General features: G+C 68.0%; 23 protein-coding genes. 7 read left to right on the top strand and 16 right to left on the bottom strand.

Going from position 1 to position 24,133, the window contains the following annotated elements; genetic code table 11:
* Positions 1 to 64: 64 nt before the first annotated feature.
* Complete coding sequence (locus LGM71_RS32160) at positions 65 to 787, bottom strand: LrgB family protein (protein ID WP_059531328.1); 723 nt, start codon at positions 785 to 787, stop codon at positions 65 to 67.
* Between the two features lie 13 nt (positions 788 to 800).
* Entirely contained in the window at positions 801 to 1,277 is a 477-nt protein-coding gene (locus tag LGM71_RS32155) for a CidA/LrgA family protein (protein ID WP_174911604.1), read from the bottom strand.
* 139 nt (positions 1,278 to 1,416) lie between these two features.
* Here LGM71_RS32155 and LGM71_RS32150 point away from each other — a divergent pair, with 139 nt between their 5' ends.
* Complete coding sequence (locus tag LGM71_RS32150; RefSeq protein WP_059531322.1) at positions 1,417 to 2,343, top strand: LysR family transcriptional regulator; 927 nt, start codon at positions 1,417 to 1,419, stop codon at positions 2,341 to 2,343.
* 50 nt (positions 2,344 to 2,393) lie between these two features.
* Here the strand turns inward: LGM71_RS32150 and LGM71_RS32145 are convergent, their stop codons facing one another.
* A complete protein-coding gene (locus tag LGM71_RS32145) occupies positions 2,394 to 3,956 on the bottom strand; it encodes a DHA2 family efflux MFS transporter permease subunit (protein WP_124627864.1) in 1,563 nt (520 codons plus the stop codon).
* A 174-nt stretch (positions 3,957 to 4,130) separates the two neighbouring features.
* The gene (locus LGM71_RS32140; RefSeq protein ID WP_059531315.1) at positions 4,131 to 4,619 is read right to left on the bottom strand and encodes a MarR family winged helix-turn-helix transcriptional regulator; all 489 of its coding nucleotides are present in this window, start codon (positions 4,617 to 4,619) and stop codon (positions 4,131 to 4,133) included.
* Positions 4,620 to 4,794: 175 nt separating this feature from the next.
* On the opposite strand from LGM71_RS32140, the gene LGM71_RS32135 reads away from it, so the two are divergent.
* Both LGM71_RS32135 and LGM71_RS32130 read left to right on the top strand, forming a co-directional pair.
* Positions 4,795 to 5,082 carry a multidrug ABC transporter ATPase gene (locus tag LGM71_RS32135; protein ID WP_124627866.1) on the top strand — a complete coding sequence of 96 codons (288 nt, stop codon included), beginning with the start codon at positions 4,795 to 4,797 and terminating at the stop codon, positions 5,080 to 5,082.
* Between the two features lie 275 nt (positions 5,083 to 5,357).
* Positions 5,358 to 6,917, top strand: a complete 1,560-nt coding sequence (locus LGM71_RS32130) for an efflux transporter outer membrane subunit (protein WP_226118528.1) — start codon at positions 5,358 to 5,360, stop codon at positions 6,915 to 6,917.
* Positions 6,918 to 6,946: 29 nt separating this feature from the next.
* On the opposite strand, the gene LGM71_RS32125 is transcribed toward LGM71_RS32130, so the two are convergent.
* Genes LGM71_RS32125 through gspG form a run of 8 tightly spaced genes read right to left on the bottom strand, consistent with a single transcriptional unit; the run spans position 6,947 to position 12,900 of the window.
* Complete coding sequence (locus LGM71_RS32125) at positions 6,947 to 7,735, bottom strand: type II secretion system protein N (RefSeq protein ID WP_124902831.1); 789 nt, start codon at positions 7,733 to 7,735, stop codon at positions 6,947 to 6,949.
* Between the two features lie 31 nt (positions 7,736 to 7,766).
* Positions 7,767 to 8,273, bottom strand: coding sequence for a type II secretion system protein GspM (gene gspM / locus LGM71_RS32120; RefSeq protein ID WP_059602273.1), 507 nt, complete (start codon positions 8,271 to 8,273; stop codon positions 7,767 to 7,769).
* Positions 8,270 to 9,634, bottom strand: a complete 1,365-nt coding sequence (gspL, locus tag LGM71_RS32115) for a type II secretion system protein GspL (RefSeq protein ID WP_226118526.1) — start codon at positions 9,632 to 9,634, stop codon at positions 8,270 to 8,272. Before gspL ends, gspM begins: the two co-directional genes overlap by 4 nt.
* A 24-nt stretch (positions 9,635 to 9,658) precedes the next feature.
* Positions 9,659 to 10,783, bottom strand: a complete 1,125-nt coding sequence (gspK, locus tag LGM71_RS32110) for a type II secretion system minor pseudopilin GspK (RefSeq protein ID WP_124627872.1) — start codon at positions 10,781 to 10,783, stop codon at positions 9,659 to 9,661.
* Between the two features lie 2 nt (positions 10,784 to 10,785).
* On the bottom strand, positions 10,786 to 11,490 hold the full coding sequence (locus LGM71_RS32105; protein ID WP_059602162.1) for a type II secretion system protein J: 705 nt from the start codon (positions 11,488 to 11,490) through the stop codon (positions 10,786 to 10,788).
* A complete protein-coding gene (gene gspI / locus LGM71_RS32100; protein ID WP_059602158.1) occupies positions 11,468 to 11,872 on the bottom strand; it encodes a type II secretion system minor pseudopilin GspI in 405 nt (134 codons plus the stop codon). The genes LGM71_RS32105 and gspI overlap by 23 nt, the downstream gene beginning before the upstream one ends.
* Entirely contained in the window at positions 11,869 to 12,405 is a 537-nt protein-coding gene (locus tag LGM71_RS32095) for a GspH/FimT family pseudopilin (RefSeq protein WP_124627874.1), read from the bottom strand. Before LGM71_RS32095 ends, gspI begins: the two co-directional genes overlap by 4 nt.
* Before the next feature lie 42 nt (positions 12,406 to 12,447).
* Positions 12,448 to 12,900 (bottom strand): type II secretion system major pseudopilin GspG, encoded by a 453-nt coding sequence (gspG, locus tag LGM71_RS32090; protein WP_059531290.1) that lies wholly within the window; start codon positions 12,898 to 12,900, stop codon positions 12,448 to 12,450.
* A gap of 178 nt (positions 12,901 to 13,078) precedes the next feature.
* Here gspG and LGM71_RS32085 point away from each other — a divergent pair, with 178 nt between their 5' ends.
* On the top strand, positions 13,079 to 13,489 hold the full coding sequence (locus LGM71_RS32085) for a type II secretion system protein N (RefSeq protein ID WP_059602152.1): 411 nt from the start codon (positions 13,079 to 13,081) through the stop codon (positions 13,487 to 13,489).
* Positions 13,490 to 13,519: 30 nt separating this feature from the next.
* Here the strand turns inward: LGM71_RS32085 and gspF are convergent, their stop codons facing one another.
* Genes gspF through gspD form a run of 3 tightly spaced genes read right to left on the bottom strand, consistent with a single transcriptional unit; the run spans position 13,520 to position 18,562 of the window.
* Positions 13,520 to 14,737, bottom strand: coding sequence for a type II secretion system inner membrane protein GspF (gene gspF / locus LGM71_RS32080; protein ID WP_059602149.1), 1,218 nt, complete (start codon positions 14,735 to 14,737; stop codon positions 13,520 to 13,522).
* A gap of 4 nt (positions 14,738 to 14,741) precedes the next feature.
* Positions 14,742 to 16,241, bottom strand: a complete 1,500-nt coding sequence (gspE, locus tag LGM71_RS32075; protein ID WP_226118524.1) for a type II secretion system ATPase GspE — start codon at positions 16,239 to 16,241, stop codon at positions 14,742 to 14,744.
* Positions 16,238 to 18,562 (bottom strand): type II secretion system secretin GspD, encoded by a 2,325-nt coding sequence (gene gspD, locus LGM71_RS32070; protein ID WP_174911590.1) that lies wholly within the window; start codon positions 18,560 to 18,562, stop codon positions 16,238 to 16,240. The genes gspE and gspD overlap by 4 nt, the downstream gene beginning before the upstream one ends.
* Positions 18,563 to 18,929: 367 nt before the next feature.
* On the opposite strand from gspD, the gene LGM71_RS32065 reads away from it, so the two are divergent.
* The gene (locus LGM71_RS32065) at positions 18,930 to 19,379 is read left to right on the top strand and encodes a lytic transglycosylase domain-containing protein (protein WP_124902823.1); all 450 of its coding nucleotides are present in this window, start codon (positions 18,930 to 18,932) and stop codon (positions 19,377 to 19,379) included.
* 159 nt (positions 19,380 to 19,538) lie between these two features.
* Positions 19,539 to 20,852, top strand: a complete 1,314-nt coding sequence (locus tag LGM71_RS32060; RefSeq protein ID WP_124627879.1) for a GTP-binding protein — start codon at positions 19,539 to 19,541, stop codon at positions 20,850 to 20,852.
* A gap of 144 nt (positions 20,853 to 20,996) precedes the next feature.
* Here the strand turns inward: LGM71_RS32060 and LGM71_RS32055 are convergent, their stop codons facing one another.
* A complete protein-coding gene (locus LGM71_RS32055; RefSeq protein WP_006401505.1) occupies positions 20,997 to 21,275 on the bottom strand; it encodes an HU family DNA-binding protein in 279 nt (92 codons plus the stop codon).
* 389 nt (positions 21,276 to 21,664) lie between these two features.
* Between LGM71_RS32055 and mnmC the strand changes: the two genes are divergently transcribed.
* Positions 21,665 to 23,626 carry a bifunctional tRNA (5-methylaminomethyl-2-thiouridine)(34)-methyltransferase MnmD/FAD-dependent 5-carboxymethylaminomethyl-2-thiouridine(34) oxidoreductase MnmC gene (gene mnmC, locus LGM71_RS32050; protein ID WP_226118521.1) on the top strand — a complete coding sequence of 654 codons (1,962 nt, stop codon included), beginning with the start codon at positions 21,665 to 21,667 and terminating at the stop codon, positions 23,624 to 23,626.
* The last annotated feature ends 507 nt before the right edge of the window (positions 23,627 to 24,133 follow it).

Here is a 24,133-nt window from a genome sequence, read left to right as displayed (position 1 = left end):
GCGGCCGGCGGGCGCCGGGGCAGCGAGGCGGAGCGGGCTGACAGCGGCGCCCGCCCGCGCATCGTCAGATCGGCAACAGCGACAAGAGCGGCGCGATCAGCACCATCGCGACGCCCGCGATCATCATCGTGAGGCTCGACACGACGCCTTCCTCGCTGCCGATCTCGCGCGCCTTCGCGGTGCCCACGCCGTGGGCGGCCGCGCCGAACAGCGCGCCGCGCGCGAGCCGCGTGCGCATCGGCACCAGCGCGAGCACGATTTCGCCGAGCAGCATCCCGCAGATGCCGGTCGCGATCACGAAGAGGGCGGTGAGGTCCTTCGGTGCATGGATCTTGTCGGATACGGCGAGCGCGAACGGGGTCGAGACCGAACGCGTCATCAGCGAGCGCTGCAGCTCGGGCGACAGGTGCAGCAGCTTCGCGAGCAGCAGCGACCCGCATACGCCCGCGCCGATCCCGACCGCGACGCCGACCGACAGCGACAGCCAGTGGCGGCGGATCAGGTCGCGGTACTCGTAGATCGGCACCGCGAACGCGATCGTTGCCGGGCCGAGCAGCCACATCAGCCAGCGCGTGTCGCGGAAGTAGACCGAATACGGGATGCCGGTCAGCAGGACCAGCAGCACCAGCACGCCAGGCACGAACACGAGCGGCGAGAACAGCAGCGTCTTCCTGTACGCGTAGAGCCGCTTCGACACGAAATACAGGACGACCGTCAGCACGAAGCAGCCGACGGAGATCGCGGTATTCACCTGGTCGGCGGACAGGTTCGACAGCAGCGCAGGCATCCCGGGCTCCGGCTCAGTGGGCGGTCACGGCGGCGAGGCGCGCGCGGCGGCGCTCGGCGAACACGCGCTGCGCGGCAAGCCGGCGTTCGAGCTTCGCGGCGAGGTCGACCGCCACCGCCACCGCGACCATCACGAATGCGGTGCCGGCGAGCATGACCAGCGCGATACGCCAGCCGTCCTCGCGGAACAGACCGCCGTACTGGACGGCCGCGACGGCGGCCGGCACGAAGAACAGCAGCATGTCGGACAGCAGCCAGTTCGCGCCGTCCTTGACCCACGCGGGCGCGACGCGGCCCGAGAACAGCAGCGCGAGCAGCACCGCGAGGCCGATCACGCCGGACGGCACCGGCAGCCCGACCGCGCGCACGGCCCAGTCGACGGCCATCCACAGCACGCCAAGCGCGGCGGCCTGAAGCACGATCCGGCCCGTACGCGCAACGTTGCCCGAAGCGGCAGGGCGGGCGGCGGCAGTGGCGATCGGCTTGTTCATGGCGGGCTCCATACAGGTATTTCGTCGATGGTGTGAGTATAGGGTTTCCCCTAACCATAAATAAAATGACTTGTCTCTATCCTTGTCATTCCAATTCGGAATTCAGTTGTGTTCGCTGCACCAATCTGGGGAGTGATCGATGGAATTGCGCGCGCTGCGGTACTTCGTCGAAGTGGTCCGTCAGCAAAGTTTCACGGCGGCCGCCGATCGGCTATTCGTCACGCAGCCGACCATCAGCAAGATGGTGAAGGCGCTCGAGGACGAGATCGGATCGCCGCTGCTGCTGCGCGACGGCCGGCAGATGGTGCTGACCGACGCGGGGCGGATCGTGTTCCAGCGCGGCCAGGATGTGCTCGCCGCGCAGGCGCAGCTGCAGTCGGAGCTGAAGGATCTCGGCACGCTCGGGCGCGGCGAACTGACGATCGGCATTCCGCCGCTCGGCGGGTCGCTGTTCACGCCGATCATCGCCGCGTACAAGCAGCGTTATCCGAACATCGAGCTGAAGCTGTTCGAGCAGGGCGCGCGGATGATCGAGGCCGCGCTGATGTCGGGCGAGCTCGAGCTCGGCGGGCTGCTGGAGCCGGTCGATCCCGCCACGTTCGAGCGGTTGCCGATGGTGCGCGCGCCGCTATGGCTCGTCGCGCCGCGCGAGTCGCGCTGGGAGGACCACAAGGCCGTGCCGCTCGCCGATCTCGCGCGCGAGTCGTTCGTGTTCTATGCGGAGAGCCTCGCGCTGCACGATGCGGTGCTCGACGCGTGCCGGCAGGCAGGCTTCACGCCGTCGATCGTGAGCCGTAGCGGACACTGGGATTTCATGGCGGCCCTCGTGCACGCGGGCGTCGGCATCGCGCTGTTGCCGGAGCCGTACTGCCGGCGGCTCGACGCGCGGCAGTTCACGTGCCGGCCGATCGTCGAGCCGGAAATCACGTGGGCGATCGCGCTCGGCTGGCTGAAGAAGGGTTATCTGTCGCACGCGGCGCGTGCGTGGCTCGAGGTCGCGCGGGCGACGCTGCCGATCGCGTCGGGCGACGATCTGGCCTTCGGCGGATTGCTGGCGCGGGAGTGAGGCCGCGACGGAAGAGGAACGGGGGGGGCCGGCGCGGCCCCCCAGCGCGTTCAGTGCCCCATCGCCGGTCCCGCGCCCTTCTTCGGCTTCGTGATCCACACGAGCGCCGCGAGCGCGATGAACACCCCCGCCGACAGGTGGAAGAAGTCGTTGGTCGCCATCATGAAGCCTTGCTGCGTGACGAGCTGGTTGAGCTGCGCGTTGGCCGTCTGGCCGACGATCCCGAGCTGCGCGAGCGCGCCCTGGTAGTCGGTCGTGTTTTGCGCATAGATGCTCACCGATTCCGACAGCCGCGCGTGATGGTAGATCGCATCGTTCTCCCAGAACGTCGAGCTGGCCGCGGTGCCGATCGCGCCGGACAGCGTGCGCAGGAAGTTCGACAGCCCCGACGCGCTCGCGAGCCGCTCGTCGGGGATGCTCGACAGCGTGATGGTCGTCATCGGCACGAAGAAGCATGCGACGCCGATCCCCTGCACGAGCCGCGGCAGGATCACGTGGTTGAACGGCACGTCGAGCGTGAACGTCGAGTTCCAGACCGAGACGCCGGCGAACACGATGAACGCGAAGCTCGCGACCATCCGCAGGTCGAGCCGGTGCATGTTGCGCCCGATCAGCGGCGACAACACGAGCGCGAGCAGCCCGACCGGCGCGGTCGCGAGGCCGGCCTTGCCGGCCGTGTAGCCCATCACCGTCTGCAGCCACAGCGGGAAGATCACGACCGAGCCGAAGAACGCCATGAAGCCGAACGAGATGATCATCGCGCCGAGCGCGAAGTTGCGGTCCTTGAACAGCGACAGATCGACCACCGGTTCCTTCTCGGTCGCCTCCCACACGAGCATGAACGCCAGCGATACGACCGCGATCAGCGCGAGCGCGACGATGAAGGTCGAGTTGAACCAGTCGCGGTCCTTGCCGAGGTCGAGCATCATCTGCAGGCACGACACGCCGATCACGAGCAGCGCGAGGCCGACCGCGTCGATCCGCTGCTTCGTCGTCTTCGTCTCGCGGCCGCGCAGCAGGAAGTACGCGCAGGCCGCCGAAAAGATCCCGATCGGCAGGTTGATGTAGAAGATCCACGGCCACGTGTAGTTGTCGCTGATCCAGCCGCCCAGCAACGGGCCGAAGATTGGCGCGACGATCACCGTCATCGCCCATAGCCCGAGTGCGAGCCCGCGCTTCGCGGGCGGATAGGTGCGCATCAGGATCGTCTGCGACAGCGGCACCATCGGCCCCGACACGAGGCCCTGCAGCAGCCGGAACGCGATCAGCGTCTCGAAGTTCTCCGCGAGGCCGCACAGCGCCGACGCGATCGTGAACGCGAGCACCGACAGCGTGAACAGGCGCACTTCGCCGACCCGCCGCGCGAGCCAGCCGGTCAGCGGCACCGCGATCGCGGACGCGACCGAATACGACGAGATCACCCACGTGCCTTCGCTCGTCGCGACGCCGAGGCTGCCCGAGATGGTCGGCACCGCGACGTTCGCGATCGATGTGTCGAGCACTTCCATGAAGGTGCCGAGCGCGAGCCCGACGGTGAGGAGCGCGAGCGCGCCGCCGGTCAGCGGCGCGGGTTCGGCGGCACGGGGCGCGGCGGATGCCGTGGTGGCGGACATCGGAATCTCCTAGACGCGGCGCGCGCAACGCGCCGGCACAGCGCACGGGCGCACGATACCGCGCGGCCCGGCTGGTTGGAACGGGTGAGGGAAGAGACGGAGCACGTGCCTTGTCATCTTCTGCCCAGACAGAGAAATAAGCGAATGCTTAACCTAGACATGGGGCCTCCGCACTCAACAGTCCGGTTCGTCGGGCTTCGGGCAGCCGGTGTCGCCGGGCCCGTTGGCGATGAACCGCTGCAACAGGCCGGTGAGCAGCGCGAGTTCGTCGGCCGAAAAGCCGGCAAGCTGCGCGTTCAGCGCGGTCGCGATCAGCGACGGCAGCGCACGGGCCGCTTCGGCGCCGCGTTCGGTCAGCGTCAGCTCGATCACCCGGCGGTCCTGTTCGCTGCGCGAGCGTGCGATCAGGCCCTTGCGCTCGAGACGGTCGAGCATCCGGGTCATCGAGCCGCTGTCGTACGACATCTTGCGCGACAGCTCGAACGGCGTGCGCGCATAGCCTCGCGACAACAGCAGGATCACGCCGATCTGCTGCGCGGTGAGGTCGTACGGCTCGAGTGCGCGGTCCATTCGCTCGACGAGCGCCTGCCGAGCCTTGGTCAGGTAGTAACCGAGGCTCGTTTCCAGTGCGATGGTGTCGGGATCGTAGAGGCCGCCGTTCATGCGAATTGCGCGCGCAGCAATAGTGCGTTTCAGGTCAAAACGCGCCCAGTATCTTGAAAATTGATTGCTTAGTCAATATTATTTCAGGCAACCAGTTACGACGTGCATGTTGCACTGCCGGAGACGATGTTCTGACCGCTTAGCCCGCGCTGCCGGGCACCCGAGGATGTTCGCGATGCTGTTCCTGAAAAATGCCGCCGGCGCGCTGCGCCGCAACCTGACCGATACCGCTCATCATGTGTTCTCCGGGCCGCACCGCGGCTGGAAGATCGCGCTGTACGTGACGATGCTGGTGGTGCCGGGCGGATCGCTCGCGGCGCTCGGGTTCGCATGGTTCGATCATCGCCGGCAGCGCAACGCGAAGCACACCGCCCGCCGCACGAGCCAGCCGGCGGCAACGGAGCCGTCGACATGGCGGTCCGCCGCCGCCGAACCTGTGCCGGTGCCCGTGCACTGCCACTGACACCGCATCACCCCCGTCACCCGGACTGAACGCCGGCTGCATCCCCGCGGCCCGGCGCCGTCCGCGCCGCATTCGTCGCCCATCCCGCGCGCAAGCGATCCGTAATGACCGGTAAACCGGCCGGCCGCGCCGGTAACACATTCGTGCCGCCGCGCACCGTACCCTAAGGGCTGCGCAGCTTTCCCGCCGTCAGTTACCATTTGTCCGCCAGCGGCACAACGACCGCATCACGCGACGCCGCTCGCTGGCCATCGCGCCCAGACAGGAATACCACGATGCCGTACGCCCCCCTCCCGCGCGCCCTTCGCCCGCTGAGCGCCGCCGTCGCCGTTGCGACGGCCGTGCTGCTCGCCGGCTGCGCCGTCGGGCCCGACTATCACCGGCCCGACACGTCGATCCCCGCCGCCTTCAAGGAAGCGCCGGCTGGGTGGAAGGTCGCGCAGCCCGCCGACCGGACCGACCGCGGCCCGTGGTGGACGGTCTATAACGATCCGCAGCTCGACGCGCTGATCGGCAAGCTCAACACATCGAACCAGACCATCGCGCAATCGGCCGCCGCGTACCGGCAGGCCCGCGCGCTCGTCACCGAAGCGCGTGCCGCGTACTTCCCGACCGTCGGGCTGACCGCGTCGGGCTCGCGCTCCCGCACGGGGCGCACGTCCACGTCGAGCACGTCGGGTTTCGGCAGCAGCTCGTCGATCGGCAATAGCTACAGCGTCGGTCTCGATGCGAGCTGGGAGCCCGACCTGTGGGGCAAGGTGAGCCGCAGCGTCAGCGCGCAACGCGCCGGCGAGGCAGCCGCCGCGGCCGATCTCGCGAACGCGCGGCTGTCGCAGCAGGCGCTGCTCGCGCAGACCTACTTCCAGCTGCGCACGTCCGATGCGCTGCAGAAGCTGCTCGACGACACCGTGAAGTCGTACGGCGAATCGCTGAAGCTCACGCAGAACCAGTACGCGCAGGGCGTCGCCGCGCGCGCGGACGTGATCCAGGCGCAGACGCAGCTGCAGAGCGCGCAGGCCGCGTCGATCGACAACGGCGTCGCGCGCGCGCAGTACGAACATGCGATCGCGACGCTGATCGGCGAACCGGCCTCGACGTTCTCGCTGCCGCCGAGCCCGCTCTCGGCGGAACCACCGATCATGCCGGTCGACGTACCGTCCGCGCTGCTCGAGCGCCGGCCCGACATCGCAGCGGCCGAGCGTCGCGCGGCTGCCGCGAACGAGCAGATCGGCGTCGCGATCGCCGCCTTCTTCCCGACGCTCACGCTGTCGGCCACCGGCGGCTTCCAGAGCTCGGTGTGGTCGCAGCTGTTCACGCTGCCCGCGCGGTTCTGGACGGTCGGCCCGCAGCTCGCGGCGACGCTGTTCGACGCCGGCCTGCGCGCCGCGCAGACCGATGCCGCGCGCGCGACCTACGACCAGGACGTCGCCGCGTACCGCCTCGCGGTGCTCACCGCATTCCAGGATGTCGAGGACAACCTCGCATCGCAGCGCATCCTCGCGCAGGAAGTCGACGTGCAGCGGCAGGCAGTCGACAGCGCCGAGCACGCGCTCGCGATCGTCACGAACCAGTACAAGGCCGGCACGGTCGCCTACCTGAACGTGCTGACCGCGCAGACCACCGCGTTTACCGCGCAGCAGAAGCTCGCGACGATCGGCGGGCAGCGGATGGTGTCGTCGGTCGGGCTCGTGAAGGCGCTCGGCGGCGGCTGGGATGCGTCGGACATGGCGCGCGAAACGGGCGACGTGGCTGCGCCCGCGCCGGTGCCGGCATCCGCTGCGGCAGCGCCGGCCGCAACCGCACCGTCGGCCGCCGCACCGCTCGCGCAGAAGTAAGACGGGAAAAGGCGAGCACGGCGCGCGCGTCAGCGCACCGCATCACCGAAGATCAGCGACACCTGGTTGTTGCCGATCGGATGGCCGAGCAGGTTCAGCAGCCCGGCGAGGTTCGCCTGCTGCTCGGGCGCCGCATGCGCGGTGCCGCGAAACGAACCCTGGCCGGGACCGAAGGTGCCGTGCCCGTCGAGGAATAGCGGGCCCTGCGTCGTCGACAGGTCGAGATCGGCGTCCGCCCCCTTTGCCTGCAGCACCGCCCGGTACGACCCGAGCGGCTTCACGCGCGACACGCGCGAACTCATCGAATCGATCGTCACCGTCAACTGGCCGAACGCGTTGTTGCCGATCATCCGCCAGTCGGTCCAGCGGAGCCGCACGTCACCCTGCAGGTCGAGCGTGTTGAACGGCGTGCCGAGCCCGGCGAGCAGCGACGCGGGCACGGCCATCGAGCCCGCCGACAGCACCGCGCCGCGCCACGTCGCGTCGAGCGTGACGGCGTCGGGCATCGCCTCGGTCTGCCGCATGCGCATCTGCACGCGCCCGGTGAGGAGCGGCCAGAAGCCCGTGGTCCACTCGACCCGGCCCGGCAGCAGCGTCGCCGCGCTCTGGTCCGCGCCCGGCGCGAGCATCAGCGTGCCCGAACCGTGCCACAGCGATCCGTCCGGATCGACGAGATTGACGTGCCCGCCGGTCGCGCGCGCGAACTGCGGTGCGATCCAGGCGGCAGGCGCGAGCGCGACGAGCGTCAGCGCCGTCGCAAGCGCGCCTGCCACCACCCACGGCAATGCGGCGACGAGCCGCCGGATCCCTGGCCTCATCGGCCGACCGTCGCTTGTTTCATCCACTGCGTCATTTCTGCGTCGAGGGTTGCATCACGGCCGTCAGGTCGACCTGGCCGTCTTCCTTCAGCGCGGTCACGTGCGCTTCGCCGACCTGCACCTTGAACTGCCGGCGCGCATCGTCGAGCCACTGCGTCCACACCGGGAACGGCACGTTCTTCATCTGGACCTGCACGCCGTTGCCGACGACCTGCACCTGCGCGCCCTGCAGCCCGTGATCGGACAGCGACGCGGTGAGCGCGTCCTTCAGCGCCAGGCCGGTCGGCGCGACGCCTTGCGCGGCGGCCGTCAGCGACTTCGCCTCGGTGGCCTGCGCGGTCATCTGCGCGAGCTCGCGACGCATCGTCGGCAGTTCGTTGCGGATCCGCGCGCGGCCTTCCTGCGCGGGCGACCACAACACCGAATACGCGATCGCGACGGCCAGCACGGCGCCGCCCCAGCCGAGCAGCGTCCGCTCGCGGGGCGTGCGTTCCCCCCAGAACTGGGCAAGCGTCTGGTTCAGTTGTTCGGTCTTCATGAGCGGCTCCGGATCGTCCATTTGCCGGTGCTGCTGTCGACTTCGCCGGACAGCCCGTTGCGCGCGAGACGCTGCGGGAAATCAGGGTCGACCTTGACCTCCGGCTTGAAGCCGACGTCGAGCCGCCGGTCGTGATAATCGAGCGACGCGATTCCGTTCAGCGGCAGCGCGCCCATCGAACGCGACAACCCGCTCGACAACGCGAGGAAATCGTTCGGCGACAGCTCGCCCGCCGCGAGGCGCAACTGGTCGAGCTGACGCTGCATCTGCGCGGGCGGATCGAGCACCGTCGTCGTCTTCGGAAAGGCCGACAGCAGCGTCTCGGTGATCTGCGCGGACAGCGCGTCGCGCTCACGCGACAGCTTCCACCAGTGCAGGTTCATCCCGATCACCGCGACGCCGAGCGTGGCCGCGACGAGTGCGATCGGCACGCGCAGGCGCTTCACCGTCGCGCGGTCGAAGCGCCACGGCTGGGATTCGAATTCGAACTGGCACAGATCGAAGCGCTCGGTCAGCGCACGCCGCGCGAATGCGTCGAACGACAGCGGCTGCGCGCCGGGCAGCAGCGGGCCGTCGGCACGTCCGACCGACGCGAGGCGCGGCTCCGCACCCGGTTCGCCGAGTTCGTACAGCTCGACGTCGCCACCACCGGCGAGCGCGGCCAGCGTGCCGCCCGCGCGTGATGCCGGCGCCGCGAAACCTTCGCCGAGCGCACCGCGCGCAATCGCGAGCTCGAGACGCGGCGCACCGGCCGAGGCCGGCAGCGCGCCGGCTTCCACGAGCACGGGTTCGACTGTCGTCGCGAGGCCGAGCACCGCAGCCACCGCCGTCGGGCGGAGGGGCGGCTCCGCCGCAGCCGTGATCGCGTCGGCCGGCGTGGCCTCACCGTCGGCAGGCGCAGCATCCGCCGCCGGCGCCCGCGGCGCGGGCAGGCAGCGCGTCGCGGGCACGGCGCTCAGGTGCCGGTGGCCGGCCGCGGTGAACGCGTCGCAGATCGCGCGGAACCAGGCGCGATCGACGACGGCCAGCACGCGGCGGCCGTCAGGCAGCGCGACCGGATCGAGCGCGATATGGCAGCCGAGCGGATCCTGGATCAGCTGGTCCTCGACGATGTTGGGCAGCGCCTGGCGCAGCTTCGGCCCCTTGAGCGGCGGCACGGTCGCGGCCAGCAGCAGCACGTCGCGCGCGGCGACGATCAGCACCGTCGCGTTCGCGCGTGGCAGCAGCGCGAGCGCGGCGCGGCCCGCGCGCTGCACCTGGCCGGCCTTGTCCACGAGCGTGAACGGCAGCTCGGGCCACTGCCATTCCTGCAACGGCACGGCCGGCTCGCGCGGCGGCAAAGAAACAATCAGCGTGCTCAAGAGCTCCTCTCCCGAATGGCGTCGTTATAGCTGGTCGCGGATGCGCACGACCCGCGTCGAGTGCGTGGTCGAATCACGATACACGAGCGAGGTGCGATCGACCTCCGCGCGATCGTGCTGAATCCGGCCATGCACGATGAAATAACTCGAATTGACGTCGACGAGGCTCGAGTCGATCGTCACGTTCGGCGCGCCGGCACCGCGCAGCGCGAGCTGCACGTCGCCGACGTTGCGGAAAAAAACGGTCTCGCGGCGCGCCACGAGCGCCTGCGCCGACGACACGCTCATCCCCGGCACCAGCGCCGCGATCACCTCGGCGGGCGCGGTGTTCATGTTCACCGGCGTGGTGGTCGGCAGCACGGTGACGAACGGGCGCAGCCGCGCGACCATTTCGGGCGTCACGCCGTCGACGTCGAGCAGGCTGTCGACGCCGGTCATCACGAGCGGCGCGGGCCCGCGATCGCTGTCGGACATTCCCGGTTCGTCGGTGATGTTGCCGGTCATGTCGCCGCCGGGCACCGGCGCGGTCGCGGCCGTACCGGCGCCGGGCAGCGTCGGCGTCTGGAAGCGCGTCGCCGAATGCATCAGGCCGGCGCGCATCTGCAGCGCGATCCGCTTCGCGAACGCGCCGTCGTAGCCGAGCGTCGTCAACAGCCGCTGGAACGCCTGGAGCTGCATCACGTTGAGCTGCAGCACGCCGGGCGCCGGCGACGACACGAGGTTGCGCAGGTTGTACTTCGCCTGCGCGTCCTCGATCGATCCGGAGATGTAGGTGTCTTCGCCGCCGTTGTCGTTCGGCGCGCCGATCCGGCCAAGGAAGTCGGACAGCTTGGTCTTCGCGATCGGCACGGCCCAGATCCCGCCGAGATAGGTGATGCCGGGCGCCGTGTCGCCTTCGGAACGCAGGATCATGCGCGTCCAGTCGAGCGCGCCGCGCGCGACCCACTGCGCCTGCGCGATCACGCGCTGGTTCTCGATGCGGCGAATCTGCACCTGCTGGCGCCACAGCATCCCCGACACGAGGATCGCCGACAGCGCGACGACGAGCAGCGCCGTAATGATCGCCGCGCCGCGCTCGCGGCGAGTGCGGGCATGCGCGCTTGCGCTGCCGCGAGCGGCGAACCGGGAACGGTGAGGGCGCGCGCGCATCGTCATTCCCCGACGAGGAAGATGCGCGTGACGGGCACGCGCAGCGACGTCGCACCGATGCTGACCTGCAGCCCCGTCACCGCGCGCGTCGGCGGCGCGTTGCCGATCTGCGGCACCTTCAGCGCATCGTTGTTCTGCGACAGCGCGTCGCTGGCCGCCTGCAGGTTGGTGGTCCAGCCGACGCGCGGCACGTACAGCTTCGCGTCGATCGCACCGACGCCGCCCATCAGCGCGACCCAGCTCCAGCCGTCGACGCTGCTGTCCTTCAGCACGTCGCGCAGGCGGTTCGCGTCGTCGAGCGGCGGCGACGCATAGCGCACGACACGCCCGCCGGCGATCCGGTAGCGGACCACCTGCAGCCGTGGCGCGGCGCCCGGCACGTCGAGTTCGCGGACGATCTGCAGCGTGTTGCCGGCGACGCCGATGGCCGGCTGGCCGGCTTCGTCGTCGGTGGCGGCGAGCCGCGCGTCGATGCGCATCTGGTCGAACATCTGCGCGAAGATGCGCTCGTCCTCCATCGCGGACGCGACCTTGTCGCGGCCGCGCATGATCTGGTCGAGCCCGCGCCACGAGAGGATCGCGACCACCGCGAGGATCGCGATCGCGATCATCAGTTCGATCAGCGTGAAGCCGCGCACGCGGCGCGAGCCGACGGAACGCACGGGCCGGCGCCGCATCGGCGCGTCAGAGCGGACGGCTGGTTTCATTCGCGACCACCGTCACCATTTGCGCGAGCACGCCGGCCTGCCCCGGCATGCTCACCGACACCTGCACGCGCCGGAACACCGGGTTCGGCGTCGTGCTCACGCGCTGCGTGCAGACGAGCTGCACGTTGCCTTGCGAGCAGTCGAAATTCTGCTCGCCGACCTCCGGCCACGCATGCGTGAGCCGCAACTGCGCGAGCGCGTTGTCGGCACTCCAGCCGGCGAGCAGCCGGCGATGGAGATCGGACGCATTGGTCGCCATCGTGCCGACCGCGCGGATCGATGCGGCGAGCGCGACCGCGATGATCGCGAGCGCGACCAGCACCTCGATCATCGTGAAGCCTCGGGAAGAAGCCGGGAAGGGCAGGCGACGACGCATCGTCATTGCACCTCGTAGCGGCCGTTGCCGGTGCCGACGATCGTCGCGCTGCCGACCGCCGAATGCAGCGTCACGCGCACCGGCGTGTCGACGCTTTCGATGCCGAACACGACGCGGCTCGCGCGCACGTCGGATCCGGGGTAGTCGATATCGGCGCCGGTGACGCCGCCGTCCCAGTCGCGCGGGCGCAGCACGTCGTCGTGCAGCGTGCGCCAGCCGTCGGGCGAGCTCACGTCGAAACGGAAGCCGTGCGCAGTCGGCTGCCACGCGATCGGGCGCGCGCGCACCTGCGCTTCGTCGCCGGCCGTTTCGAACAGCAGCGCGATGCGCTGCGCTTCCTCGCGCAGGTCGGTACGCGGATTGCGCGTGAGCGACAGCGACGCGAGCGACACCAGCAGGCCCGCGATCACGAGCACGACCAGCATCTCGAGCAGCGTGAAGCCGCGCGCACGCGCCGCGGTCACGGGCACACCGCGACGAACGCGACCGTCGCGGGCATCGCGGCGAGCGGCGCGCAAGGGCGTGCGAAGGGCGGGCATGAAATGAGGAACGGGGAGAACGTCGGTCCGGTCAGCGCAGGCTTACTGCCACGAACCGATGTCGGAATCGTTGCTCTCGCCGCCTTCCTTGCCGTCGGCGCCGTAGCTGAACACGTCGATCTCGCCGTGCACGCCCGGGTTCAGGTACTTGTACCCGTTGCCCCACGGATCGTTCGGCAGGCGCTCGAGATAGCCGCCGTCCTTCCAGTTGTTCGGGATCGGATCGGTGGTCGGCTTCTGGGTCAGCGCGTTCAGGCCCTGTTCCTGGGTCGGATAGCGGCCGTTGTCGAGACGGTACAGCTTGAGCGCCTGCATGATCGTGCCGATGTCCTGCTTCGCGGCGATACGGCGCGCCTCGTCGGGACGGCTCATGATCTTCGGCACGATCAGTGCCGCGAGGATCCCGAGGATCGCGACCACCACCATGATCTCGATCAGCGTAAAACCGCGCTGACGGCGCACGGCCGCATTACGGCGAGTGATCCACGTTTGCATGACTGACTACCTCTTTCCAAAAAATATCGTCGATTGAGTGACGCACCCTGCGGATCGCGGCATGCCTGCCTGACGGCAAGCTTCCGATACCCCGGGCGCGGAGCACGCATTGTAAGGCGCGCATTGCCGAGGGCTTTCACCCAACGCAAATTTCATATACATCCGTACAATAGCGCGCATGAACGCGCTCTCGATCCGGATCCTCTCCCTAGCCCTCTTCGCGGGTTTGTGCGCGACGGCCACCTACTGGGTCGTCACGCTGTCGGCCCGCGAAGCGCCGCTGCCCGCCGCCGCCGCGCGGTTGCCGATCCGCACCGAGGACGCCGCCGCGCTCTTCGGCGGACAGCTCGACAAGAATCCCGTGCAGGACATCCACCTGTTCGGCATTCTCGCGCTCAATCATGGCGGCGCCGCGATCGTCGGCGTCGGCGGCGAACCGCCGCGTGCCGTGTCGCTCGGCGCGGAAGTCACGCCCGGCGCGAAGCTCGCCGAAGTCCGCAGCCGCTCGATCATCGTCGACCGCAACGGCGCCCGCGCCGAAATCCAGCTCCCCGCGAACACACCGTCCCCCGCGATCTACATGCGTTGAACGGCGGCGGCCCGACCGACGCTCGGGCCGTCACTGCACCATGTTGTTCAGCTCGATGATCGGCAGCATCACGGCCAGCACGATCACGAGCACGATGCCGCCCATCGCGAGGATCAGGAGCGGCTCGAGCAGGCTCGTCAGGAACATCGTGCGCCGCTCGAGTTCACGCGCCTCGCCTTCCGCCGCGCGGTCGAGCATCGTCGTCACGTCGCCCGTCGCTTCGCCTGAACGGATCAGGTGCACGAGCACCGGCGGAAACGTCTTCACGTTGTTCAGCGCGCGCGACAGCGCGGAGCCTTCGCGCACGCGCACGATCGCATCGTCGATATTCGCGCGCATCGCGCGGTTCGACAGCGTCTCGCCGGCCGCCTGCAACGCGCGCAGGATCGGCACGCCGGCCGCGGTCAGGATGCCGAGCGTGCTCGCGAAGCGCACCGTGTTGTAGCCGCGCACGAGCTTGCCCGCGAGCGGCGCGGTCAGCACCCAGCGGTCGAACGCGAGCCTGGGCCCGTCGCGCGACAGCGTCGCCTTCACGAACCACACGACGAGCGCGACCACGATCAGGATCGCCCACCACCAGTGCCGCACGAATTCCGACAGCGCCATCATCACGACGGTGAGGATCGGCAACTGCTGCTTCGTGCTCGCAAACACGTTGACGACCTGCGGCACCACGTAGCTCAGCAGGAACGTCACGATGCCGAATGCGATCAGCGTGACGATGCCCGGATACGTGAAGGCCAGCAGGATCTTCTGCTTGAGCGCGTTGCTCTGCTCGATGTAGTCGGCCAGGCGCGACAGCACGATGCCGAGCTTGCCCGTATGCTCGCCCGCTGCGACGAGCGCGCGGTAGATTTCCGGAAAATCGCGCGGATGCTGGCCCAGCGCATTCGCGAGCGAATGGCCGCCGAGCACCTCGGCGCGGATCGCGGCCATCAGTTCGCGGATGTAGTCGCGCTCGGCCTGCTCGGTCAGCACGCCGAGCGCCTCGTCGAGCGGCAGCCCCGCGATCAGCAGGCTCGCGAGCTGGCGCGTGAGGATCGCCTGCTCGCGCTGCGACAGCTTGCGGCCGAACGCGAGGCGCTGCGAGCGCGCGCCGCGCGTTGCGCTGGCGGCCGGCTCGACGACGAGCGGCGTGAGCCCCTGCGTGCGCAGCTGGCCGCGCGCGGCACGCGCGCTGTCGGCATCGATGACGCCTTTCTGCGCGTGTCCCGCCGCATCGATCGCTTCGAAACGGAATGCCGGCATCGCGCTATGCGCCTCCCGTCACGCGCAGCACTTCCTCGAGCGACGTCGCGCCGGCCGCGAGCCAGCGTTCGGCGTCGTCGCGCAGCGTGCGCATCCCTTCCGCGCGGCCGGTGGCCAGAATCTCCGCGTCGGCCGCGTTGCGATGGATCAGCGCGCGGATCGAGTCGTCGACCAGCAGCAGCTCGTATACGCCGCGCCGGCCCGCGTAGCCCGAATGCCCGCACTTGTCGCAGCCGACCGGATGCCACAGCGTGCGGCCATCCTCGTGCCGCTCTTCCTTGCAGACGGGGCAGAGCTGCCGCACCAGGCGCTGCGCGAGCACGCCGAGCAGCGACGATGCGAGCAGGTACGGCTCGACACCCATGTCGGTCAGACGCGTGACGGCCGATGCCGCATCGTTCGTGTGCAGCGTCGCGAGCACGAGGTGGCCCGTCAGCGACGCCTGCACCGCGATCTGCGCGGTTTCGAGGTCGCGGATTTCGCCGATCATGATCACGTCCGGATCCTGGCGCAGGATCGAGCGCAGCGCGCGGGCAAAGGTCATCCCGATCCGCTCGTTCACCTGCGTCTGGCCGATGCCGCCGAGGTCGTACTCGATCGGGTCCTCGACGGTCATGATGTTGGTCGTCGCGGTTTCGAGCCGCGACATCGACGCATACAGCGTCGTCGTCTTGCCCGAGCCCGTCGGGCCCGTGACGAGTACGATGCCGTGCGGTCGCGCGATCAGCTTGTCGAACTGGACGAGCGTGTCGCGGCCCATCCCGAGCGCTTCGAGATTCAGGCGCTTCGCATCCTTTTCCAGCAGACGCAGCACCGCGCGCTCGCCGTGCCCGGTGGGCAGCGTCGACACGCGCACGTCGACCGGCCGGCCGCCGACGCGCAGCGTGATGCGGCCGTCCTGCGGCAGGCGTTTCTCGGCGATGTCGAGCTGCGCCATGATCTTGATCCGCGAGATCAGTGCGCCATGCAGCGCCTTCTTCGGGCGCACGACGTCGCGCAGCGTGCCGTCGACGCGAAACCGCACGACCGATGCGTTCTCGAACGGCTCGATGTGAATGTCCGATGCCTGTTCGCGCGCCGCTTGCGTGAGCAGCGCGTTGATCATCCGGATGATCGGCGCGTCGTCTTCCGATTCGAGCAGATCCTCGACTTCGGGGATGTCCTGCATCAGGCGCGACAGGTCGACTTCGCCTTCAACCTCGCCGACCACCTGCGCGGCGCTGCCGTCCTGGCGCGCGTAGGCCTGGTTGATCGCCTGCGCGAGTTCGTCGGCCGGCACGCGGTGCACGGAGATCGAGCCGAAGTTGCGCGCGATCTCCGCGAGCGCGGCGTCGCTCGTGCGTTCGCTGATCCACACCTCGAGCGTGTCGTCGAGCTGGTGCGCGATCAGCACCTGGCCGCTCTTCGCGAAGCCGTACGGCAACAGGCGCGCGGCGAGCGGCGACGGCGGCTGCCGTTCGCCCGGCGCACCGTCGTGGGTGGAGGACGCGAGCACGTCCGTCACTGCGAGGCTCCCGGCGTAGCGGTCAGCGGCTGTTGCGGTACCGCCTGCTGCGGCACGCTCCGCGGCTGCGCGGGCGTCGCCTCCGGCAACGGCTGGGCCGGAACCGGCGCCACCTGGCGCTGCATCTGCTGGCGACGCATCTTGTCGAGGTCGAACAGGTTCCCGGCGGGCGTGCCGCCCTGGCTCGGACCGAGCGGCATCGGCGGGACGACCGGATCGTCCTTGTCGCGGATCACGTTGTTGTCCGACTTGTACGCGCCCGTCACGCCCTGGATGTAGTCGTAGCGGTTGGCAGTGACTTCCTGCGCGGTGCTGCGATCGGAGATGATCACCGGGCGCAGGAACACCATCAGGTTGGTTTTCGCGCGCACCTTCGATTCCGAACGGAACAGCTGGCCGATCCACGGAATGTCGCCGAGCAGCGGGACCTTGCTGTTCGATACCTGGTAGTTGTCCTGCATCAGGCCGCCGAGCACGATGATCTCGCCGTTGTCGGCCAGGATCGTCGACTGGATCGAGCGCTTCGTGAAGGTCGGGCCGGTCTGCGCGTTGGTGGTACCGCTGACGACCGCCGAATCCTCCGTGTAGAGCTGCAGCTTCAGAATCCCGCCGTCGGTGATCTGCGGCTTCACGTGCAGCGTCAGGCCGACGTCGCGACGGTCGTAGGTATTGAATGCGTTGCTCGTCGTGCCGCTCGTCAGGTTCGAATACGAACCGGTCGCGATCGGCACGTTCTGGCCGACGACGATCTTCGCTTCCTCGTTGTCGAGCGTGATCAGGTTCGGCGTCGACAGCACGTTCGCGTCGCTCACGCCCGCGAAATACTGCAGCAGCGCGCCGAGGCCCTGCACGCCGAACATGTTGTGCAGCCAGCCGATGTTGAGGCCCGGGGTCAGCGTTGCGAGGTTGGCCGCCAGGCCGGCCCCGGTGCTGCCCGCCGAGCCCGTCGTCAGGTTGACGATACTGTTACCCAGGCCGAGCTGGGGGCTCAGGTTCGTGCCGCCGAGAAACTGGCCGCTCGCGACCTGCCACTGGATGCCGAGGTTGCCCTGCGTCGTCGAGTTCAGCTCGACGATCAGCGCTTCGATATAGACCTGCGCACGCCGTGCGTCGAGCTGGTCGATCACCGAGCGCAGGTTCCGGTAGACCGGATCGGACGCGGTGATGATGAGCGAGTTGGTGGCCGCGTCGGCCTGGATCATCCCGCCCGGCTGGTTGTCGTCGCCCTTGTCCTTGTCGCCGCCGAGCAGGCCGCCGCTGCCGAGCCCGCCGCTGCCCGACGCGCCGCTGCCGTACGACGATGACGACGAACCGCCGAGGCCGCCCGACGGCAGCGGCGGAGTGCCCGACGTGCCGGTCGAGAAGTTGCCGCTCGACGACGAGCCGCCGCCCTGGTTGAAGCTGTTCGCATCGTTGGACGACGCCGACGAGCCGCTGTCGTTGCTGCTCTTGCCGAGCATCCCGCGCAGCGTCTTCGCGAGCTTCACCGCGTCGGCATTGCGCAGCGGCACGACGTGCATGTTGCCCGGCACGGCGCTCGGCGCATCGAGCTGCTGCACGAGGCGCTTCGCCGCCGCGAGGCGCGAGGCGCTCGATGCGCGCAGCATCAGCGAGTTGGTGCGCGGGTCGGCCGTGACCGACACCTTCAGCGTCGCGTCGCTGTTGCCGATCGCGCCGGGGTCGAGCATCTTCTGAAGCTGCGCGGCAAGGTCGATCGCGTTCGCGTTGCGCAGCGGCACGACCTGAACCTGCGCGCCCGCGGCGCTGTCGACCCCCGAGATGATCTGCGCGATGCGGCGCACGTTGTCCGCGTAGTCGGTGACGACGATCGTGTTGTTCGCCGGGTAGGCGGTGACCGTGTTGTTCGGCGAAATCAGCGGCCGCAGCACCGGCAGCAGGTTGTTCGCCGATTCGTTGCGCAGCTCGAACACCTGCGTGATGATCTGGTCGCCGCGCGCCTGCGGCGCATTGCCGACATAGGTCGGCACGCCCTGCAGCTTCGCGTCGGCCTCCGGCACGACCTTCAGCACGCCGTGATCCTGCACCAGCGCGAAGCCCTGCATGCGCAGCGCCGACTGCAGCGTCTTCAGCGCCTGGTCTTCCGGCACCGACCGTTCGGCCACGAGATTGAGCTGCCCCTTCACGCGGGGGTCGACGATGATCGTCTTGCCGGTTGCGGCGCCGATCGCCTTGGCGACCTGGTCGATATCCGCATTCACGAAATTGAGCGTGACCTGAGCGTAGGCGGCCTGCGAGACGATGATGCCGGCGACCATCAGGGTCGTGGCGATGCGCCGCATAACGAAGCGATTTCTTGTCATGGATGAATGGGTCGATGCCGGCTCGGGCCACTTCCGGCGGTAGTGCTGGGATCCAAGTCCTAAAGGCGCGACATTAGCAGTTTTTCATGTCCGAAATATCACATTGATCCGAGGACTGTCTCACATACGACATGTATCCGGCACACCGTATGCAATATGTAAGATTTCGGCAATGCCCCGGCATTCAGGCCATCGCCGTCGTTTTGCGATGAATCGACACGAAAATGCGGTATAAACGGGCTGCCGCCTTTTGCTTGTCGCCACGTGACGGACTATCTGTATGATACGGGCGGCGCGTTTCCAGTCGTACGAATAACAGACACGGGTTTTCCCGATCCTTGCGTCATTTCCTTTTCGTTTCCGCAACATGAGCAGACGGTTCGCTTCGATCGTGTTGATCGCCGCCGGCGTGTGGTTCGCCTGCGGAAACGCTCGCGCGGATTGTTTCGACGAGGCCGCCCGGTACCAGAAGGTCAATCCGCTGATCCTGCGCGCGATCGCGTGGCAGGAGTCGCGCAACCGGCCCGACGCGCTGAACAAGAATACGAACGGCTCGGTCGACTACGGCCTGATGCAGATCAATTCGATCCACCTGCCGACGCTGTCGCGCTACGGCATCGGCCGCGACACGCTGATGCAGCCGTGCAAGAACGTCTACATCGCCGCGTGGCACCTGCGCCAGAAGATGAATCGCTACGGCAACACATGGCAGGCCGTCGGCGCCTATCATTCCGAAACGCCGTCGCTGCGCGACAAGTACGCGCGGCAGATCGCCTCGATCCTGGCGCAGTGGAAGCTGCTGCCGCCCGAGCAGTGACGCCGCGCCGCAGCGCCAGCTGACGCCGTGGCGCTCGGCCGGCGCGCGTTTGATGCACAATGCGCATCTCACGCCGCGGTTTCGACCGGCTCCGGGCCGATCGCGCCCCGCCAGGGCGCCGCGGCCGCTTTTCCCTCTTTTCCGTTGGTGCAAATCGTTATGAATCCGGCAATGAACCAGCCGTTGCCCGTCACCGTGCTGTCCGGTTTTCTCGGCGCCGGCAAGACCACGCTACTCAATCACATCCTCGCGAACCGCGCGGGCCTGAAAGTTGCCGTGATCGTCAACGATCTCGCTGCGGTCAACATCGACGCGTCGCTCGTGCGCGATGCGCAGGCGCTGTCGCACGTCGAGGAACGCCTCGTCGAGATGTCGAACGGCTGCATCTGCTGCACGCTGCGCGACGACCTGCTCGTCGAGATCCGCAATCTCGCGGCGGACGGCCGCTTCGATGCGATCGTGATCGAATCGACCGGCATCGCGGAGCCGATGCCGATCGCCGAAACCTTCACGTTCGTCGACGACGACGGCGCGTCGCTGTCGAGCGTCGCGCGCCTCGACACGCTCGTCACCGTGGTCGACGCCTACAATTTCCTGCGCGACTACGGTTCCGACGACGCGCTCGCGACGCGCGGCATCGCCGCATCGGACGAAGACGATCGCACGCTCGTCGAGCTGCTGATCGAGCAGATCGAATTCTGCGACGTGCTGGTGATCAACAAGGCCGACCTCGTCGGCGCGGACGAACTCGCGCGCCTGCAGCACATCCTTGCGCGGCTCAACCCGCGCGCGCATCAGGTCGTGTCGACGTTCGGCAACGTGCCGCTCGACGAAGTGCTGAACACCGGCCGCTTCGATTTCGACGAAGCCGCGAACGCGCCGGGCTGGCTCGCGTCGCTCGATCACGATCACACGCCTTGCGACGATCCCGAGTGCCACGATCCGCATCACGCGCACGTGCATGGCGAAGCCGACGAATTCGGCATCGGCAACTTTGTTTACCGCGCGCGCCGGCCGTTTCATCCGGCGCGACTCTGGGCGCTGCTGCATCAGGAGTGGCCGGGCGTGCTGCGCAGCAAGGGCTTCTTCTGGCTCGCGACGCGCAACGACATCGCCGGTTCGCTGTCGCAGGCGGGCGGCGTGTGCCGGCATGGCCCGGCAGGTCTCTGGTGGGCCGCGCAGGATCGCGCGGAATGGCCGGACGACGACGAGTTGCTCGCCGAAATTCGCACGGAGTGGCAGGGCGACCTCGACGACCGCTCGGTCGGCGATCGCCGTCAGGAACTCGTGCTGATCGGCATCGGCCTCGATGCCGACGCATGGCGCGCGAAACTCGACACGTGCCTGCTCACCGATGCGGAATTCGCGCTCGGCGCGGCGCAATGGACCGCGTTCGACGATCCGTTTCCGGTGTGGGATGTCGATGCGCATGACGACGAAGATCCCGGCGACACGCAGATCGTGCACGCGTAATACGCGGTAAAACTCGGCGAAGACGGTCAGTGAAAAGTAACCGTTAAATCTTGCAAGAGTGACGCGAACTGTGGCAAAAATGTCGCGCGCCCCCAACAAAAAACCCGCCGGAAGGCGGGTTTTTTTCCTGGAACAGGCGCTGAATTAACGCTTGTTGACGGCGTCCTTGAACGCCTTGCCAGCCGTGAACTTGACCGTCTTGGCTGCCGGGATCTTGATGGTTTCGCCCGTCTTCGGGTTGCGGCCCGTACGTGCTGCGCGCTTGCCCGAACCGAAGCTGCCGAAGCCGATCAGCTGAACCGCATCACCCTTCGACACGGCCTTCTTGATGACTTCGAGCAGCGTGTCCAGCGTTTCGCCGGTTTGAGCCTTGCTGGCGCCCGTTTGGGCGGCGACGGCGTCGATCAGTTCCTGTTTGTTCATTAAGGTTCCTTTTTCAGGTTAGGTTTGACACGAACAGCGCGAACGCGCCGATTATACGTGCGCGAACCGTGCCGTCGAGAGTCAGACTCCGACGGCACAGCGCCGAATCCTGGCCCGCGCGACGTGCCGTCCGGCTTGCCGGCGGCCACCCCGCGGTACGGCGTTGCTATGATAGCGCAGCGCAAACCCAATAACGACAAGGGTTTCAAAGATTTTCATCGGTATTTCGCCGAATGAATCGTCGATTGCCCGTTTTTTGACCTGCGCCAACCTGACAGGGTACGCAGCCGGGTCCGCCGTCGCGCGACGCCGTTGGTTTTTGCCAACGGCCCGCCGGACGCCTCCGCGCAATCCCTTGCCAGGCTTGGCTGCCACGTTTTTTGTTTCGCATGCCCGACCGACTCGTTCCCGCCACGCTCGCGTTTCGCGACGACGGCATCCTCGTCTCGCCCGAGTACGGCGACATCTATCACAATGTCGCGGGCGCGCTCGCGCAGGCGAGCCACACGTTCATCGCGGGCAACGCGCTGCCCGCGCGCTGGCAAGGCCGCCGCACGTTCACCATCGTCGAAACGGGATTCGGCGCGGGCGCCAACTTCCTCGCGACCTGGGCCGCCTGGCGCGACGATCCCGCGCGCTGCGAGCGGCTGCATTTCGTGTCGTTCGAGAAACATCCGTTTTCGCGCGACGACCTGCGCCAGGCACTCTCCCATATCGTTGCGAACACAACCATCTCGACAGAAGCGGAGATGCTCGCCGATGCGTGGCCGATGCTCGTTCCAGGTTTTCATCGCCTCGAATTCGACGCCGGCCGGGTCGTGCTCACGCTCGCGCTGGGCGACGCGCGCGAGATGCTGCCGAAACTGGTCGCACGCGCCGATGCGTTCTATCTGGACGGCGTAGCGCCCGCGAAATATCCCGATCTCTGGTCGGTCGATGTGTTCCGCGCACTCGCGCGCGTCGCCGCCGACAATGCGACCTTTGCGACGTATTCGAGCGCGGGCGTGGTGAAAAAGGCGCTCCTCGAAGCGGGTTTCACGTACCGCGAGATCACCGGGTTGGCCGGCAAGCATGCGATGCTCGCGGGCGAATATGCACCGCGCTGGCGGATGCGCCGGCACGAACCGCCACGCGCATTGCCGGTTGCCGCGCGCGATGCGATCGTGATCGGTGCGGGCCTGGCTGGCTGCGCGATCGTCGAACGGCTCGCCGCACGCGGCTGGAACGTCACGCTGATCGAGCGGCACGCGCGGATCGCGAGCGACGCATCGGGCAATCCGGCCGGTGTATTTCATCCACTGATGACGCGCGACGACAACGTCGCGAGCCGCCTCACGCGCAGCGGTTTCCTGCATGCGCTCGCACGCTGGCGCGCGCTCGAGCAGGCAGGCCATGCGTTCGCGCGCAGCACGCGCGGGATGATTCACCTCGCGGAATCGGCCGACGATTTCGTGCGGATGCGCGATGCGTTCGACGCGCTCGGCGCACCGTCCGATTATGTGTCGCTGCTCGACACCGACGCCGCACGCGCGCATCTGAACCTGCCCGTCGCACATGGTGGCCTGCTGTTTCCGCACGGCGGCGCCGTATGGCCGGCAGGGCTCTGCGCCGCGCAAGTCGCGGCGGCCGGTGAGCGCGTGAAGCTGCTGGCCGGCACCGAAGTCGATCGACTCGAGCGTGATGGCGACACGTGGCGCGCTGTCGACGCGGCAGGCACAACGCTCGCCGAAGCGCCGGTCGTCGTGCTTGCGAACGCGGGCGATGCCGTGCGTCTCGCCGGCCTGCGGCATGTCTCGTTGCAGCCGGTGCGCGGCCAGTTGACGCTGCTGCCGCCCGGCAGCACGGCGCCGCTGCCGTGTCCGGCGATCGGCGACGGCTATGCGGTGCCGCTCGACGACGGCACGCTGCTGATCGGTGCAACGTTCGAACCCGACGACCTCGATCCAGCGATGCGCCCCGCCGGACATATCGAAAATATCGAGCGCGTGCGGCATCTGCTGCCCGGCCTGATCGGCGAGCTGCCGGACGTCGGGACGCTGCGCGGGCGCGTCGCATTTCGCTGGGTCGTCGCCGACCGTGTGCCGGTGATCGGCCCGCTTGCCGACGAAGCGCAGACCGTCGCGAACGCACGCGCACTGAGCGGTGCGAAGGCGCGCGACCTGCCTCGTACCGCGGGCCTCTATGGCGCATTCGGCTACGGCTCCCGCGGCCTGGTGTGGGCGGCGCTTGGCGCCGAGCTGATCGCGTCGCAACTCGAAGGCGAGCCGCTGCCGCTCGAGCGTGAGCTCGCCGATGCCGTCGACCCGGCCCGGTTCCTGATCCGCGCGCTGCGCGGCCGCCAGATCGGCTGATCTCGTCAGCCGAATCCTCACAGTGCTTCGATCTTTTCGCGCAAGGTTATCCACTCGATGCTGTGGATAACCGCGCGGAATCCACGCGCGGTTCGTGTGTAATCACAGTGGACGTAAACTGGGCAACTCGGCACAGCCGTCGAGCGGCCCAAAAGTTGCTCAACTCAAACCTCTGTGAGCAAACAGCCTGTGCAACGGGTTATGGCTGTGCCAACGCTTTGATCTTGTTGCGTAAACCGAAGTTATCCACAGAACTGTGCAAGCCTTGTTAACTTCTACTACGTATATATACAAGTAAACCATTGAAACCAAAGACCTGTGGCGCCTCACAGGGCCGCGAGTCGATTCGATCGGCTCCGGAGCGAAAAAGCTGTGGCACAATCGGTTTCCTTCGCGTTCGTTCGGCCAGGCGCCGAACGTGCTTCAATGGAACGGTCTGCTCGATTTCGAATCTGAATCTTCGAGACTGCGCAGTCCGTTCACACACCAGGCCGACAATCCAGATCG

Origin of the sequence: Burkholderia sp. AU33545 (assembly GCF_020419685.1) — a bacterium.
Classification (GTDB): Bacteria; Pseudomonadota; Gammaproteobacteria; order Burkholderiales; family Burkholderiaceae; genus Burkholderia; species Burkholderia diffusa.
This window is presented reverse-complemented; position numbering and strand designations above follow the sequence as displayed.